Source organism: Paraflavitalea soli (assembly GCF_003555545.1).
Lineage (GTDB): Bacteria > Bacteroidota > Bacteroidia > Chitinophagales > Chitinophagaceae > Paraflavitalea > Paraflavitalea soli.
In genome coordinates this window covers 5939458-5957360 of record NZ_CP032157.1, presented here as the reverse complement: position 1 = coordinate 5957360, position 17903 = coordinate 5939458, and the positions used below count along the sequence as shown (strand labels likewise).

General features: G+C 46.8%; 12 protein-coding genes. 6 read left to right on the top strand and 6 right to left on the bottom strand.

Annotated elements, in window-relative coordinates:
* Positions 1-74: 74 nt before the first annotated feature.
* From D3H65_RS22595 to D3H65_RS22585, 3 genes are all read right to left on the bottom strand, one after another.
* Complete coding sequence (locus D3H65_RS22595; RefSeq protein ID WP_119052494.1) at positions 75-317, bottom strand: 4a-hydroxytetrahydrobiopterin dehydratase; 243 nt, start codon at positions 315-317, stop codon at positions 75-77.
* Positions 318-399: 82 nt separating this feature from the next.
* Entirely contained in the window at positions 400-834 is a 435-nt protein-coding gene (locus tag D3H65_RS22590; RefSeq protein WP_119052493.1) for an IPExxxVDY family protein, read from the bottom strand.
* A 14-nt stretch (positions 835-848) separates the two neighbouring features.
* A complete protein-coding gene (locus tag D3H65_RS22585) occupies positions 849-2510 on the bottom strand; it encodes a M20/M25/M40 family metallo-hydrolase (RefSeq protein ID WP_119052492.1) in 1662 nt (553 codons plus the stop codon).
* Positions 2511-2806: 296 nt separating this feature from the next.
* Here D3H65_RS22585 and D3H65_RS22580 point away from each other — a divergent pair, with 296 nt between their 5' ends.
* Positions 2807-6589, top strand: a complete 3783-nt coding sequence (locus tag D3H65_RS22580) for a DEAD/DEAH box helicase (RefSeq protein WP_119052491.1) — start codon at positions 2807-2809, stop codon at positions 6587-6589.
* Between the two features lie 333 nt (positions 6590-6922).
* A complete protein-coding gene (locus tag D3H65_RS22575; RefSeq protein ID WP_119052490.1) occupies positions 6923-9892 on the top strand; it encodes a TonB-dependent receptor in 2970 nt (989 codons plus the stop codon).
* Between the two features lie 316 nt (positions 9893-10208).
* Here the strand turns inward: D3H65_RS22575 and D3H65_RS33000 are convergent, their stop codons facing one another.
* Positions 10209-10379 (bottom strand): hypothetical protein, encoded by a 171-nt coding sequence (locus D3H65_RS33000; protein WP_162915773.1) that lies wholly within the window; start codon positions 10377-10379, stop codon positions 10209-10211.
* A gap of 144 nt (positions 10380-10523) precedes the next feature.
* On the opposite strand from D3H65_RS33000, the gene D3H65_RS22570 reads away from it, so the two are divergent.
* On the top strand, positions 10524-11081 hold the full coding sequence (locus D3H65_RS22570) for a hypothetical protein (protein WP_119052489.1): 558 nt from the start codon (positions 10524-10526) through the stop codon (positions 11079-11081).
* A 174-nt stretch (positions 11082-11255) separates the two neighbouring features.
* Complete coding sequence (locus D3H65_RS22565; RefSeq protein WP_119052488.1) at positions 11256-14078, top strand: outer membrane beta-barrel protein; 2823 nt, start codon at positions 11256-11258, stop codon at positions 14076-14078.
* Between the two features lie 326 nt (positions 14079-14404).
* On the opposite strand, the gene D3H65_RS22560 is transcribed toward D3H65_RS22565, so the two are convergent.
* Entirely contained in the window at positions 14405-15220 is an 816-nt protein-coding gene (locus tag D3H65_RS22560; protein ID WP_119052487.1) for a GLPGLI family protein, read from the bottom strand.
* 126 nt (positions 15221-15346) lie between these two features.
* Between D3H65_RS22560 and D3H65_RS22555 the strand changes: the two genes are divergently transcribed.
* Together D3H65_RS22555 and D3H65_RS22550 are read left to right on the top strand one after the other, a co-directional pair.
* Entirely contained in the window at positions 15347-16828 is a 1482-nt protein-coding gene (locus tag D3H65_RS22555; protein ID WP_119052486.1) for a sensor histidine kinase, read from the top strand.
* Positions 16825-17517: a response regulator transcription factor gene (locus tag D3H65_RS22550; protein WP_119052485.1), complete on the top strand. Its 693-nt coding sequence runs from the start codon at positions 16825-16827 to the stop codon at positions 17515-17517. Before D3H65_RS22555 ends, D3H65_RS22550 begins: the two co-directional genes overlap by 4 nt.
* A 65-nt stretch (positions 17518-17582) precedes the next feature.
* Here D3H65_RS22550 and D3H65_RS22545 read toward each other — a convergent pair whose 3' ends face one another.
* On the bottom strand, positions 17583-17870 hold the full coding sequence (locus D3H65_RS22545) for a hypothetical protein (protein ID WP_119052484.1): 288 nt from the start codon (positions 17868-17870) through the stop codon (positions 17583-17585).
* Positions 17871-17903: the final 33 nt, after the last annotated feature.

The window sequence follows — 17903 nt, the reverse complement described above, 5'->3', positions numbered from 1 at the left end:
TACTCATTCAGAACTTAATAAAAGGCTAAGATTTGTGACCGGCCCTGTTGGTTGCCAGGGCTAACAAGGAGGTGTCAGGCTTGAGATGCTGTCAGTGCATCGATCTTCTTTGATAGTTTCCGATCTTTATCCGTCACTACATCCCCGGCATCGTGCGTAGAAAGCCATATCTCAACAGTATTGTATACGTTGGTCCACAGCGGATGGTGGTCCATTTTTTCAGCTGCTATGGCTACCCGCGTCATAAAACCAAAGGCTTCCGAAAAGTCCTTGAACTGGAATTTCCGGTACAGCTTGTTGTTCTCTTCTTTCCACATATTAAATAGTTTATTGTTACCTGTATGCAAACGGCTAATACCTGATCACTAACCGCTAAAACTAATACCTAACAGCTAACACCTAAAAGATCAAATGCCCTTTATTCCTGATCTTCTCATTGGTAAGCTCCGTTACCAATTGCACGCTATTGATGCTTTTAATGGCCGTTAAGAGGTTTTGAAGGAAATCGTCGGCCACCAGGTCACCTTTTAGCAGCCATAAGAAATCGAGGTGCCGGAATTCCGGTAATAGGTATTCTCCGTCGAACTGGTTATTGTATAAATAGTGTACCAGCGAGCTATTGGGTTCGCGGTATTCAAAGATCGAAAAGTAATAATTCCGCTGTTTCTTAAATAATTGGATCTCAATATCATTGTTGATGCGGAAGTCAAGGCGCAGCAATTGGTTGAGCTGCCAGCAGAACTGGTAGTTCTTTACCGGCGCCACAATACCCATGAGGCGGGTATTGTCGAAAAAATCATCCGCCATTTCGTCAAAGTCCAGCTTGAGCTTCATGGTGAATAGCTTTACTAAAACTCAACTTCCGTTTCTTTCGTCTCTTCACCCCGTTTGTACTTTACCTTAGCCTTATCCCCCTTTTTAAATTTAGATAACGCCTGCATATATCCTTCCATGGAAGTAGTAGAGAAATCACCCAATTGTACGATCACATCGCCGGTTTTGATACCAGCTTTACTGGCCGGCCGGTTATCACTCACCCCATCTACCCGCACGCCGGCGCCGTTAAACGTGTAATCGGGCATTATACCCATGGTTACACTGAAGCGCGTGGAAGTACTGGTTTGTGCTTCCCGCGTTTTGGTAAACGCCAGTTTACCTTTGCTGGCGGCCGACTGCACAATTCCTTCGATCAGCTTAATGATCTGCCACTCACCGTTATAATTGATCTTGTCGAAATCATCCGAAGGCCGATGATAATCCGCATGCAGTCCCGTAAAGAAGAACAGTACCGGAATGTCTTTGCGGTAAAAAGAAGTATGATCACTGGGCCCCGTACCACTGCTGTCGAACTTGAGCGTAAGCGGCTGTTTTTTGTTGTTCAGTTTCGTCAATGCTTCCCCCCAGAACGGAGAAGTGCCATAACCACCCACCGTTACCGTTTTGCTGGAATCATTTAACCGGCCCACCATGTCCATATTGATCATGTACGTCACTTGTTGCAGGTCTACCGTAGGGTGTTCTGTAAAATATTTGGACCCATTGAGGCCCAGTTCTTCTGCCGAAAATGCGATCAGTAAATAGTTATTGTTCTTTACCTTGGAAGCTTTCAATAGTTTGGCCAGTTCAATCAGCGCGGCAGTGCCGCTTGCATTGTCATCAGCGCCGTTGTGGATGAGCTTTTCGCCTGTGCGCAGCATAGAATTGTTATCTTCCCCATATCCCAGGTGATCATAATGCGCGCCGAGCACCACCGTGGTACCCGCTCCGTTGTCGATATAACCCACCACATTGTGGCCGGTACGTTTTTTATCCGCAATGGCAATCCTGATCTTCACATCGTACGTGGCTGATTCATCTTTCAGCAGGTCTTTCTTCACCTTGTCTTTTATATACACAATGGGGATGCGGGAAGGTTCCGGACGGTCTTTTCCGTCAAATTTCAATCCGTCCGTGATCGATGAACTGTTGTAAATGATCAGCGCATTGGCTCCTTTGTCGGCCACTTTTGCGGCTTTGGTGCGGATGGCCTGCAGAAGGTCGAAATGCGGATTGTCTTTGTTTTCTTCCAGCAATTCTTTCAGGTCAAAAAACCAGGGCACGCCCCGTTCGGGAAGCGCAATCGATACAGCTTCTTCCAGGCTGCCATTGGGGCTGCCGGCCAGCGGAAAAAATTCGTCGTTTACCTTCAGTTCGTGGTTATTGATAAAGAAAAAGGTCGTGTTGTTGAGCTGTTTGCCGTCATTGATCTCAAATGCCTGCAACCAGCCATTGTTATCCCCTTTGGGTTGCAGCCCGGCCAGCTGAAATTGGCTGCTAATGTATTCTCCTGCCAGCTTTTCTCCGTTGGTGCCGGCCCGGCGGCCTTCCAGTTTGTCATCGGCCAGATAGCTGATATGTGCCTGCAGACTGGCAATGGCAGCTTTATCGGCTTTTTTTAACTTTTGGGCAAATAAGGGAGAAGCGAACAGGAAAAAGGCAAGAAACAAACGCAAGGTTCGGGTCTTCGTCATATTTAGCATTTTTATCACGGGAATGAGCGATGACAAAGGTATAGCTGACAAAGGCCATACCAATAAATGTTAGGGGAATTTTATAAAGAATTTCCCGGTTTCACAAACTCATAACAATGGCTATCCTGTTGATTGGCAGCCAAAAAGGGCTGTAAAAAGAAAGTCCCTAATTAAAAACATGATTTTGGTATTAATAATTGATTTTGTGCTTTATAAGCTCACTTTTTTTCCTTTACTTTTGCAGATTGCCCTTTCCTCAACGGAGGGTGGCAAAACCGTAAATTATAACGCAAAGCATGGCACTACCCCATCTCATAAAGTACGTCTATACGAATGGAACAGATGAAGTAATCCGTCGCGGTAAAAAAATACATGCTATCGGGTATGTGGAATTGGTGGATTATGATGAACTCACAGACTCTGTTGTGTTCCGGGTGAAAGACGATAGCTATTCTACTTACTACAAAGTTAACATACAGAAATTCAAGGATCCACGCACCTTATCCGTACGTTGTGCCTGCCCCTACAACCTGGGTGATATCTGTCGCCATGAGGCCGCTGCCCTCATCCAGTTGCAGGAAATGCTGGATAAGAACATGCTTAAGGCCGAGGCGGCTGATTATGATCAGAAGCATACCGTGGTGAAGATGAAGATTATCGACCTCAAAACCCTTCGCCTCCTGTGCTCTCCGGAGAGCTACAGTGCCGCAGAAGTATACCTGCGCACGCAAAGGGCTGATATTGAATATGCTAAAGACGAAGTGGTAAAAGCTACCGTCAATATTGAAGGCAAAGACTGGAAGGTGGTGATCCGCAAAAATGAAGAGCGCAACTTCGATACCAGCTGTGAATACGAAGACCGCCTCCATCCCCTGGGTTTGCCCAAGGTCATTGTATTCCTCCAATTGCTGAATAGCTATGGCCCCTTCTATTTTGATACCATCCGCAACTGGGATAAAGAAAAGAACAAGCTCCTGGAAGCCTATGGCTACAGCCTGAGCGATAACCTCGAAAGTAAATTTGAATTTACCTACAAAGAAGGCAAGCCCTTCCTGCGAGTACTCGATACCAGCATCAAACGTATTACCCCCTCCGCCTCTTCCCGGCCTACCGCCAGGCCTTTGCCCGTAGCAGAAGCAGAACTGCCGCAAGAGGGCGCCACAGGGCCTGAAACGACCACAGAAAAGGTCGAAAACCCCGCACAACGCCTGGGTGTCGTATTTAATTTTAACCAGAAAGGATACCCTGGCTTTTCCCTCGACGCCATTACCGGCGAGTCAAATGAAGAGGTAACAGCTTATGTGGGAAAAGTAGAAAAGCTGGACCTGTCGAAATTCATTAACATAGATGTCTACAATGATAACGACAAACACCTGATCGCCCCCCTGCGGAAAATGCAGGAAGGAGAAATTACCAAGTACCTCAACCGCAACTCGCCTTTCAGCGGTATCTGGGAAAACATCATTCATGCTGAGGAAGATGACCTGCCCGAAGAGACGAAAGCCCTTATGGTAGAATACCTGCATCCCAAGCTCAAGAAGATGTTCTCCGATATTGCTGCCAGCCCCTTTGTCTTTTACCTCAACGGTAAAAAGCCTTTCAAAACAGAGAACCTGCACACCGTAGGGGTGGTCACCGATCATATCAGCCCTTACTTTAAAGTAGTGGCCAATAAAAATCAATATGAAGTGGAGTGCTGGGTAAAACTGAATGGCCAGCATGTACCCGTAACGGAAAATGCGCTGAACAGCAGCCTGCTCTTCTTTTACCAGGACAACCTCTTCCTTTGGAATACCGCAGAAGAAGTAAACCTGGTGACGCGCTTCCACGGCAAGGGGAAGCTCACCATCCCAAAATCACAATGGGCCGAACAATTGCGGCAGCTGGTATTACCCCTTACCAAAGAGTACCATGTAGAGTTTGACCCGGCCCTGGTGAGTGAGATCAAAGAAGGCGATCCCGAAAAACGCATCATATTACAGGAGAAAGGCGATTACCTGGTTTTCCAGCCCATCTTCTCTTACAAGGGTTTTGAAACAAAACCCGGAGGTAAAGATGAACTGATCATTCCCGATGGCGACAAGGTATTGATCGTGCACCGCGATAAGGAGAAAGAGCAGGCATTCATCCAAAAGCTCGAAGCCCTCCATTCCAACTTTATCCGGCCCGAAGGCGGCCAGCAGCTGGCGCTCAAAGGAAATGATGTACTGAAGAATAACTGGTTCTTCCTGTTTGTGGATGCCATGAAGGACATGAAAGTGCCCGTATTTGGATTCGAAGCATTGAAGAACTTCCGTTTCAATACCGCCAAACCCCAAACCAAGATCCACATCAGCAGCAATACCGATTGGTTTGATGCAAGGGTGGATATCCTGTTTGGCGAGCAGAAGGTAACAGTAGCCGATGTAAAAAAAGCCCTGGCCAACCGTCAGCAGTTTGTACAACTGAATGATGGCACATTGGGTATCCTGCCCGAGGAGTGGATCAAGAAATACTCCTTACTGTTCAGGGTAGGGGAGGGCAAGCAAAATCAGTTGCGCCTTTCCAAATACCACATGAGTGTGATCGATGAATTGTATGATGGCCGCAGTGAAGAAGAACTGGTACTGAAGCTGGAAGAGAAATACGATCAGTTAAAGAGTTTCAATAAGATCAGGGAAATACCTGTTCCGGAACACCTGTCCCATATTCTGCGGCCCTACCAGGAGCACGGTTTTCACTGGCTCAATTACCTGGCCGAAATCGGTTGGGGTGGTATCCTGGCCGATGACATGGGTTTGGGTAAAACCGTGCAGGCCCTGTCGTACATGCACTATTACCGCAAGCATCATGGAAAATTGAGAGCCCTGGTCGTTTGCCCTACCACCCTGATGTTTAACTGGGAAAATGAGATCAGGAAGTTTACACCCGAGCTCTCCTATTATATTCACCATGGAGGTGAGCGTACCCGCAATAAAGAGCAGTTTGCCCAGTCCGAAGTAATGATCACCACCTATGGTACCCTGCGCAGTGATATCAAGCTGCTGGTAGATATTCCCTTTGACTATGTGATATTGGATGAATCGCAGGCCATTAAAAACCCTTCCAGTAAGGTAACCCGTGCAGCCTGCCTGCTCAATTCAAAGCATCGTATCTGCCTCAGTGGTACGCCCCTGCAGAACAATACTTTCGACATTTTTGCGCAGATGAACTTCCTCAACCCCGGTATGCTGGGCAGCATTGAGTTCTTCCGCCAGGAGTTTGCCATACCGATTGATAAGTTTGGAGAACCCGACCGCAAAGACCATTTGCGTAAACTGTTGTTTCCCTTCATCCTGCGCCGTACCAAAGAACAGGTGGCGAAGGACCTGCCCGATAAGACCGAGACCATCCTCTATTGCGAAATGGACGATGAGCAACGTAATATATATGATGCCTACCGCAATGATTTCAGGGATAAGATCCTGGGCACCATTGAACAGCAGGGTATACAACGTTCCCAGCTTACCATCTTGCAGGGCCTCATGAAGCTGCGCCAGATCTGCGACTCTCCCGCTATCCTGAATGAAACAGAAAAGTTTCCCAACCATTCCATCAAGCTGGAAGAACTGGGCCGGGAGATCACAGAAAATATCAGCGATCACAAAGCACTGGTATTTTCCCAGTTCCTGGGCATGCTGGCGCTGATCAGGGAAAAGCTGAAAGAGCTCGACGTGGATTATGAATATTTTGATGGCAGTACATCCGCCGTTGACCGGGAAAAAGCCATCCAGCGATTCCAGAATGACAAGAATTGCCGCGTGTTCCTCATCTCCCTCAAAGCCGGTGGTGTAGGTTTGAACCTGACAGCTGCCGACTATGTGTACATTGTTGACCCCTGGTGGAACCCCGCAGTGGAGCAACAGGCTATCGACCGTACGCACCGGATTGGCCAAACGAAGAACATCTTTGCTTATCGTATGATCTGTAAGGATACCATAGAAGATAAAATACTACAGCTCCAGGACAGGAAGCGTTTACTGGCCAAGGACCTCATTACCGATGATGAAGGCTTCGTGAAGAGCCTGACCAGGGAGGATGTGGAATACCTGTTCAGCTGATGAATATTCTTTATTTTGTATGTTATGTCAGCCTGAGCCTGTCGAAGCCCTCTTGAGGGAGGGTCACCCTTCAAGGGTGGCTCACCCTCAAGACCTCGATTTACTCCTCCCAACACTATCCTTTTTCAGCCCCCTGTTTGATATTTGACAAACATACCCAACCATTTAGGTAGAAAATAAATTCCTCCCATTCGCCGATCCATTGGAGTGCCCTGTCGGTCGTAGATTAAAATCGGCCAGGTACTTTTTAATTTATGACTACTTATCCACACAAGTTTAACAAAGCTGTAGCGTCTAACTTTTATATTTCGAACTTTTACTTATACAACCTGCATGAGCAAGATATTGACCCTCTTGATTTTACTGACCGGATTGGGATCTGCCGCCCTCGCACAAAAGGGAAGTGTGAAAGGCAAGCTCACTGATTCTACTTATAAAGAAGTACTATCCGAAGCCACCGTTTCTATATTACATATTCAGGACTCCTCCGTAGTAGCTTATACTATTTCCAATGCCAAAGGCGAGTTTGAGATCAAAAACCTCGATACCGGCACATTCCGGCTGATGGTTTCCTACCAGGGTTACCAGCCTTTTTCCAAAAAGATTACCATCAGGGCCGATCAGCCCACAATAGACCTGGCTACCTTATACATGGATAAAAAGACCACCTTATTGGATGAAGTGATCGTGGAAGCACCGCCCATATCCGTTAAGAAAGATACCGTAGAGTTCAAAGCCAGTGCTTTTAAGACCAAGCCCAATTCTACCGCGGAAGATGTATTGAAGAAGGTGCCGGGCATGCAGGTAGATAAAGACGGAAATGTAAAAGCCCAGGGCGAAGATGTACAAAAAGTATATGTAGATGGAAAAGAGTTTTTTGGTAGTGATCCTAAGCTGGCTACCAAAAATATTACCGCCGATATGATCGAGTCTATACAGGTCTTTGATGATATGAGCGATCAGGCCAAGTTTACCCGTATTGATGATGGAAGCCGCTCCAAGACCATCAACATCAGGTTGAAAAAGGACAAACGCAAAGGATATTTTGGAAGGGCCGTAGTAGGTGGTGGATACAGCGAAGACCCCAACGATTTCCGGTATGATGGCAGCTTCAACTTCAGCCGCTTCAATGGCGATCGTCGTATCTCTATACTCGGGCAGTTCAATAACGTTAACAAACAAAGTTTCAGCTTCAATGATATATCCGGCGGCGGTGGTGGCGGTAACCGTGGCGGTGGCGGCGGCTTCGGAGGTGGTGGATTTGGAGGCTTCGGCGGTGGCGGCGGAGGATTTGGTGGCGGTGGCCGTGGTGGTGGCATGGGTTTCGGTTTATTGAGCAACGGCGCCAGCGGCGGTATTACAAAAACATTCTCAGGTGGTATCAACTACACCGATAAGTGGTCGTCCAAAGTAGATGTAACCGGAAGTTATTTTTATTCTAATACCAACAACCACGCAGAACAAGCCATTCAGCAAACCAGTGACCTCAACCGTTTTGCCAAAGACTCTTCTGCCATACAAAATGAAATAGTTGCTACCGATACAAAGAACCAGAATCACCGGTTCAGCCTGCGTATTGAGGCAGCCATTGATTCCATGAACTCTATCCTGTATACACCCACTGCTACCATACAACGTTCACAAACACAAAACTACCAGGTAGATACCATTCACCGTTATTCACCCAAGTTTGGTGGCAATTACATGGCCAATACCATCCTGACCAACAATTACAGCGACCGCGAAGGATATAATATTAATAACAACCTGCTCTATCGCAGGAAATTCCATAAGCCCGGCAGAACGTTTACTTTGGGCCTCAACAACAGCATTAATAACAGTGAGACCGATGGGAAGACCTATTCGCCCATCCGTTCTTATGATTTTGGAGGAGCCCTGATCCAGGACTCTACCCAGGATTTTATCAGCAACTCCACCACAAAATCTTCCTCTACTGTAGTAAGCACATCGTATACAGAACCCATCGGGCATAATAAGATCATTGAATTGAACTATGCCTATACCAATACACACAATACTTCCGATAGGGTAGCTTACAATTATGACAGCTCCGTTAAAAATTATACCATCAAGAACCTGGCCCAATCGAACTATTTCGAGAATGACAATATCAAACACCGCGCAGGAGCCAACTTCAGGATACAAACTGCCAAGTATAATTTCCAGGTAGGTGGTGCTGTAGAATATTCCGACCTTACCAACCGTACCGTAAGGCCGCTCACTGCCAAGGATACTACCGTGCAACAAAGCTTTGTTAACTTCCAGCCCATTGCCCGGTTGAATTTCACCTTTACCCGTACCAAGAATCTCCGGATCTCTTATATGGGTAGGACCAATCAGCCCAGCATTACCCAATTGCAGGATGCACCCGACTTCTCCAACCAGTTCTCTGTTTCCAATGGTAATCCATTCCTGAAACAGGAGTACAACAACTTTGTCAACATCAACTATAGCTCGTTTAATATTTCCACGTTCAAGCTCTTTTCTGCCAACCTCAACTTTAATAATACCAGCAATAAGATCGTGAACAATGTGGATACCGTTCCTGAAAAGTTTAAGAAATACAACAATACACCCGGCGCGCAATACATTGTACCCGTGAACCTCAATGGTTCTTTCAGCGCCTCCTCCTTCATTACATTGGGTCTTCCTTTAAAAGGTAAGCTCAAAGGAAGTAACCTCAACTTTAACAACAATGCTGCTTACAACCGCACCGCAGGTATTCAATCCGGCAGCACCTATTTCACCAATACATTTAATATTACACAAACTGCCAGCATCAACATTGATTACAAAGGGCTCAATGTGGGCCTTAATGGCAGTGTCACCTATAACAACGTAAGCTATTCAGGCAACCTGAGCGGCACACCCAAACAAAAGTATTATACCCAGAACTATGGGATGGACCTCAGCTATACATTCCTGAAATCGATCGTGTATTCTTCCGACTTTAATTATATTATTAATACTGGTCGTGGTGAAGGATTTAACCAGAGCGTTCCTTTATGGAATACCAGCCTGGCCTTGCAGTTGTTTAAAAAGAAGAACGGCGAGATCAAGTTTTCTGTGAATGACCTGCTCAACCAGAACCAGAGCATTACACGTACCGTCAACGGGTTGAATATAACAGATACCCGCTCATTGGTACTGAAACGTTATTTCATGTTGACCTTTACTTATAACCTGAACCGTGCCGGTGCTCCCAACCAACAAGGACGTGGAGAAGGCGGTCCGGGTGGTATGCCCCGTCAGTTCCGTATGGGCGGACAGCGTGGCGGTTAAACGAGTTCAATCCAGCCCTTCACAAAGCGTAACTGGCCTCCGTAAGGAGGCTTTGTTATTTACTATTGCCAGCTTGTTGACTGTCAGCCTGAGCCTGGCGAAGGCGGCTAAAGCTTGTCGAAGACAATAACCACGAAGTGGTTATTGTCTGTGCAAATCCGTGAGATCTGTGAGCTGCCTTACCGGGAACCTAAAGGAGCTTCGTACAAAAAAATAGCCCCCCGTTGTACACAGGGGGCACAGCACATACTGATTGTGGTTTCAGAGGTAAGTGCTGAAAAAGTTTAGTTACCCTAAAGTTAGGTAATTCTGCCTGTTAGCGTTGGTGTAAACGGTATTTGGTGAGGGGGGTGCCGATAGGCGATTTTCCGACCATCAAAACAGCCAGGAGGCTCCCGAAAAACCGGAAAATATTGGAGGAAGGGCGGTACATATCCTTACAGATCTTAGCCCGGTGAGTGTCGTAATACATCGTGTTCTTTTGCATGAATAGTGGATTTAGGGACAAAAGTTTAGGTTTAACCCACCATCAACGCTCCTTTTATTCTTTTATTGTGCAGGTGACTAAAAAGTAGATTTCCTATTCCAAGTGCCAGACCAATTGCCTATTTTTCGGGCATAAATCCGCTCTATGAAGAAGATATACCTGCTCTTGTGGTTAGCTGCCTGCAGCGCCTCCCTCCAGGCGCAGGGCGTATTCAGCACCAAAACTACCGCAGCCCTCCAAAAAGTCATTGAAGATTATCCCAACCGTTTTAAGAATATCAAAGGCGACAGACTATCCGAGCATACCCGCGCCGTGGATTATAAGTCCCGCGTAGAAATTGCCGGGGCCGTGAATTGCATCATCACCCAATATACCGCCACGCCCAAAGACCGCTATAGCTGGAGTTGTGAGCTGGCCCGCTCCCTGGAATTTGAACAGGCCAAAGCCAGCTTCCATGATCTGTACAGCCAGATCAGCAATACCATCATCAAAATAGAAGGCGAAAAGCCATTTATCCTCAACGGTAAATATGAAGCCCCTGCCGGAGAAAAAAAGCCTACTACCGTCCGCTTCGAACTGCTGTCTGCACCCGAAGCAGTGCAACACCTGAAAGTAGAACTTACCTTGCAGTATACTACCGAATGGAAGATCATACTCACCGTATATGACCAGGAACGACAGTTCGATGTAGCTATAAACTAGTCCGTAAGTCTGAAAGATGGAAGACAGAAGTTTTGCTTAGGAACTTTCGGACTCACCGACTTTCCGACTTGTATTTATTAACCTTCATTAACATTAAAGCAAGGCTGGTTAACCTGCTTTCATACCCAGTACTAATATTTTCGTAGTCTAATAAACTCCGAAAATACAACCGGTATGAAAAAGATCTACCTGCTTATCATCACCAGCCTTTGTTCCCTGGCTACCCTGGCGCAGAAGAATGGTTCCCTCAAAGGGCTGTTGTATGATAGCGTGGCCAAACAACCCGTAGCCTCTGCTACCATTACCGTCCTGCAGAAAAAGGATTCTTCGCTGGTGACGTTCACCATGACCGACAGCAAAGGCCGCTTTGAAATAAGCGGATTGGGTAATGGCGATTACCGGTTATTGATCACCCATGTCAATTACCATGGCAGCAGTAAAAGCTTTACCATCGATGATGCCAATAAGAATAAGGACCTGGGCAATGTCATCATGCACGATGCTGCCCAAATGCTCAATGAAGTAGTGGTAACCGCCGAAGCCCCGCCCGTAACCCTCATCGGCGATACCGTCCAATACAATGCAGGCTCCTTCAAAACACCCCCAAATGCCAATGTAGAGCAACTGCTGAAGAAGATGCCAGGCATTGAAGTGGCAAAAGACGGTACAGTAAAAGCACAGGGCCAGGAAGTAAAACGCGTACTGGTAGATGGCAAGGAGTTTTTTGGAACCGATCCCAAACTGGCCACCAAAAACCTGCCTTCCGATGCGGTAGATAAAGTGCAGGTATACGACAAGACCAGTGACCAGGCCCAGCTTACAGGTTTTGACGATGGCAACAGCGAAAAGACCATCAACCTCAAACTGAAAAAAGACAAAAAGAAAGGCCTGTTTGGCAAAGCCTCAGTAGGCGGCGGTACAGCCGACCGGTACGAAGGACGTTTCAACCTCAACTCATTCAAAGGCGCCCGCCAGTTGTCTGTCATCGGCATGGGCAACAATACCAATGCAGAAGGATTCTCCTTTATGGATATGCTCAGCTTTTCCGGTGGCCTCAATGGAGGACGCGGCGGCGGCAGTACGTTTACCATTTCCAGCAATGATGCCTCCCTTGCCAGCTTTACGGGCGCAAACAACAACAACAGCATTCGCACCATCTGGGGCGGGGGCATCAACTACAACAACATTATTGGTACCAAAACCGATTTCACCAGCAATTACTTTTATAACCGGTACAACCCCAAAATAGAGAAACAAACCCAGCAGGAATACTTTCTGCCCGATGGGTCAACACTGCTCCGGAACTCAAACAGCCTGAGTGATAATATCAATAACAGTCATAAGTTGAACCTCAGTGCTGATATAAAACTGGATTCCTTCCACTCTATTAAAATATCTCCTTCCCTGGGATATCAGTCTACCGACAACAGTACCGTGAGCGATTATGCTACCATCGGGAAAAACAATATCCTTACCAACCAGGGTTTCAACAACAGCCAGTCCAGTAGCGACGGCTATAATTTCCGCAACGATATCCTGTTCCGCAAGCGATTCCGTACCCGGGGCCGTACCTTTTCACTGAGCCTGCAAACCAACCTCAACGCCAGCGACGGCGATGGAAAACAATTGTCCGTCAATAAATTCTTTAACCCCGATGGCAGTCCCCTCAGAACCGATTCCATTAACCAGCACAGCAGCAACTCCAGCGACCTCAGCAGCTACAATGTGCGGGCAGTATATACCGAGCCGATTATAAAGAATACCTTACTGGAGCTGAGTGTAAGCAATAGCCTCAGCAAAAGCACTTCCGAAAAAACGACCTGGGACTATAACAAGGCCAGTGGTAAATATGATGCTGTCAATCAGGCCCTTTCCAACCATTATGAAAATACTTATGCCTATACCAATGCCGGTATCCGGTGGCGCAGCCAGTTCAAGAAATGGAATTTTGCAGTGGGAGCCAATTGGCAAAAGGCAGAGCTGGAAGGCAATATCATTGCCGGCACCAAGGATAGCCTCATCAATCAAACCTTTTACAACATACTGCCCAACGCGCGCTTCCAGTATAATTTCACCAAATTCAAGAATTTGCAGATCAATTATACCGCTGTTACCAACCAGCCCGGCATGTCGCAGCTGTCACCCGTACCAGATATCAGCAATCCACTCAACATCCGGGAGGGCAATCCTGATCTGAAGCAGGAGTATACCCATATGGCCACTTTCAACTTTATGTCTGTAAACCCCTTTAAGAATAAAAACTTTTTTGCCTTTTTCAACGTACGGCAAACCAATAATAAGATCGTGAATTATGACAACATCGATGCGCAGGGTGTCAAGCGTACCCGCCCCGTGAATGTAGATGGCGTGTACAATGTGAATGGTTCTTTAAGCCTGGGATTGCCTGTGCGTTTTCTGTGGGGAACCATTAATCTCTCTTCCAATGTAGGTTATGATAAAGGCAAACAGTTTATCAACGGTGTAGGCAATACGATCAACACCCTTACCCTCGGCCCTTCCGTAAGGCTTGATATGAGCCCTACCAGCAAGTTCGATGTTTCCCTCAATGCGGGAATTAACCACAATAAGAGCAAATATTCCCTGCAGGAAAGTCTTAATACCGCCTACTTTTCGCAGAGCTATGGGGCTGATATAAACTGGCAACTGCCCAAAAGCTTTTATTTCAATACAGAGTTCACCTATACCGTCAACAACAGGCTGGCAGATGGATTCAACCTGCGGGTACCCTTGTGGAATGCTTCTGTCAGCAAACAATTCCTGCGTTACAACCGCGGCGAGCTGAAGTTGTCGGCTTTTGACCTACTCAATGAGAACGTGAATATCAGCCGCAGCAGCAACCAGAATTATATTGAGGACAGTCGCATCACTACCCTTAAACAATATTTCCTGCTCAGCTTCACCTATAGCCTTAGCAAAATGGGCCTCGGTGCTGCCAGGCCCAACGGTGGTGGCCCTATGAGGATCATAGGACGATAATAATAGCCCTGAAGAATAGTCTCTTCTACAATCCATGGTCTGATACAGGCCATGGGTTAATTTTTATGTCATTTCGATTCTGCCTTTCTTGTCCTCGACTCTCCTTTCTTGTTCATTTCGACGCTCCCTTTTTGTTCATTTCGAACGTAGCGCAGTGGAGTGAGAAATCTGCTGTCAAAGCAACCGTTTCGAAGCAAACGACTGCCGATCACATCTTACCCATTACAATCTAAAAAAAGGAGCCCGAAGTAATATTCGGGCTCCTGTACTTATCTATATCCTGTGTTTCCTAAAATGTTTGAATTGTGCTTTCCGGGCCAGTCTGATTAATTGGAAAACCTGATGGTATTCCTTCCTCCATTGTTTCGCTGCATATCTTTCATCATTTTATTTCTTTCTTCAGCAAACTCTTTGGAGGTTATCTTCTTACCATCCCTTGGTTCTTTTACCGTGGCTACATCTACAGTAGGCGATACCTGGATCGCCTTGTATACCATACGACCGTTGTTGACGTCAATAGCCAATACAAGCCCCGGTAATTGTCCCTGGTATTCTGGGCTGGCCGCTACCGGTATAGCCAGGGTAAACCAGGCTGTAATATTGGCGGTATCAGGTACTTCTTCCCTTTTTACCTCGCCATTTACAACCGAGGAACTGAAGCGCGTGGATATGCGCTGCGTAATAGCCTGTTGGCAGGTATATCCTAAGATCGTGCGCGTTTCCCCCGTGATCTTCCAGTTCAGTTTGCGGATGCTGTCCGCAACAAGGTATTTTTTGGTACCCAGGTCCCGCTGCTCGGTAATGGTACCTTTGGCAAAGTCTGAAAAAGTGATATCATCTTGTCCGGCCGCCATCACACGAATTGACATGCCTCCGCCGCTGGCGCCTGTAGCATTGTTAAACGCCTGTTCGTCTGTTTCTTCCGGGGGCAACTGTCTGCGGACAGATTGATTGTTGGCAAAAAGGATCTCTATCTTGTCCGTTCTTGTTTTAGGGATCTGTTGTTGCATCTCTTCACTGATGCCTGCAAGCCTTATCTGCATTTCCATGGTGCGTTCATAAGTGACCTTTCCCTGGGTTTGTTGTGCGCTGGCTGCCTGCACGCCAATCATAGCCAGACAACCTATCCATACTTTTTTCATAACTTGGTTGATTTTGTACCAAAGCTACTGTGGTGTACTGTGGAGGCAGGTTAATGCACCTTGCTTTAATGTTAATTAAGGTTAAAGCGGACCAACCTTCAAAAAGCAATCACCTACTTTTGTACCATGCCGGCGCGTAGATCAGTCATATCAGTGTCTTCCATCTCAGTAGTCCTTATGCTGCTGGCCATCCTGGCCATTGTGGTATTTCAGGGATACTGGCTGCGTAAGAATTACCGCGATGAATTGCAGACCCTGCATATCCGTACAAACGTACTGTTCCGCGAAACCATACAACGCTGCCAGATAGAAAAGCTGAAGCTCGACACCAATGTGAAGATCAGGATCTCCCCGCGCGAACCGGGTGTAAATGCTACTTATGGAGCAACTTTCAGAATGGCCGATGATTCCTCCTTCCGAAAACACCGCCTGGGCTCCGTGATCTATTCCCTCAATAAATCCTATCGTCCCTTTCGCAGGGATAGTATACATGGCAAGGTCGATTCCTTACAACTCGAACCGCCACCCGGCGCTATGATACAAAGGGCATACCCCAGTCAGCGCATCATCCAGTTTTTACAAGGCGTAGATTCCCTGCAGGATTCCATTACCGTAAAAGAAGCCACTACCCGGTACAGTAAAGTGCTGGCCAGAGAAGAGATTGCTATCCCTTTTACCATATGGCGCGACCAGGTAGTGGACGAGACTGATTTCGGACCACCCGACGACCTGGCTTCAGACAATACCGTAACCATTGGTTTTGCACAGCCCTATACCCTCGCCCTGGAGTTGGAAAATACCATACCCTGGGTGCTTAAAAAGCTAACATCACAGATATTGGTATCATTACTGCTGGTAGGGCTTACCATTTTCTCCTTTGTGTTGATGTACCGCAACCTGCGGCGGCAGCGAAGACTTACCCACCTCAAGAATGATTTTATCAGCAATATTACCCATGAGCTCAAAACCCCCATCGCTACCGTAAGTGTGGCCATTGAAGCCTTGCGCAATTTCAACGCCCTGCACGATCCCCGGCGTACCGAAGAATACCTCGATATATCTGCCAATGAATTACAAAGACTGTCCTTACTGGTGGATAAAGTACTGAAGTTGTCCATGTTTGAAAAGCAGCAGATAGAACTGAACGGAGAACCTTTCGACTTCAGAGAGCTGGTAGAAGAAGTAGTGGCTTCCATGCGCCTGCAGTTTGAGAAGTACAAAGCCAAGGTGAGCATACAGGTGCATGGCGATGATTTTATTATCCAGGCCGACCGGATGCACATCACCAGTGTTATTTTTAACCTGCTCGACAATGCCCTGAAGTACAGCAAGGCCCATCCCTCCATTGAAATAGACCTGGCCTCTTTGCCCCAATTTATTGAAATGAGTGTGACCGATAACGGTATTGGCATTTCATCTGAGTACCAGAAAAAGATATTTGATAAATTCTTCCGTGTCCCTACCGGCGATACACACAATGTAAAAGGTTATGGCCTTGGCCTGAGTTATGTGGCTTATATCATGGACCGGCACAAAGGTGTTATCAACGTGGAAAGCCAGCCTGGCATTGGCACCCGCTTCACTACTAAACTTCCTAAAAGCGCATGAGCAAAACCAAAATACTGTATGTAGAAGATGAGTTATTCCTGGGCAAGATCGTAAAGGAAAGCCTCGAAAGCCGGGGTTATGAGGTAGTGATGGAGAGCGATGGAGCCGATGTATTGCAAACCTTCAAACGGATCAACCCCGCCGTATGTGTGCTGGATGTAATGCTCCCCAATAAAGACGGCTTTACCCTGGCCGGTGAAATACGCGCCGTTGATGAAAAAGTGCCCATCATTTTCCTGACCGCTAAAACACAGACCGATGACCTGGTGAAAGGGTTCACCTCCGGGGGCAACGACTATATCCGCAAGCCATTCAGTATGGAAGAATTGATCGTTCGCATTGACAATGCTTTGCGCTACCGGCAAAACAACCAGCCCATCAATGGTAGTCAGGATGAAGTAAGACTCGGACGGTTCCGCTTTCACCTCACCCGTCAAACCCTGATCGTAGGAAAAGAAGAACGCAAGTTGTCCTTCAGGGAGAGTGAATTACTCAAATTGTTGTACGAAAACCGCGATAAGATCATTGACCGCAAAGACATTCTTACCCTGCTCTGGGGCAATGACTCCTTCTTTAATTCCCGCAACCTCGATGTATACGTTGCTAAATTAAGAGGCTACCTGAAGGATGACGATAGCCTTGCCATCATCACCATCAAGGGAGTAGGGTACAGATTTATTATTGCTTAAAAAACAAAGAAAAAAAGAAACCTACGCTTAATTATCAATTTACAACGTCAGCGACCATTGCCGATTCACGATTGCCGACTCACGACTGCCGGTTTCTTCCCCCGCTGCCATACCCACATGATCGTAAAACTGGGGATGAAATCGAGCCCCGGAAGTATTTCCTCTACGAAGTTAAACAGGCCGCCAAAAGCGCCTTTCCAACCGCCGAACATACGATAGAAGATAATAGCAGAAACAGGCGCCCATATGATATCTCCCAACTCGCCCAGTCCCGGCAGCGCGTAGGAGGCATAACCAATGAGATCCATGAGAATACAGATCAGTAAAGAAGGTTGGGAGATCGTTTTGCTCATCGGTTTAATGTTAATTAAACCCAAGACGGTAAT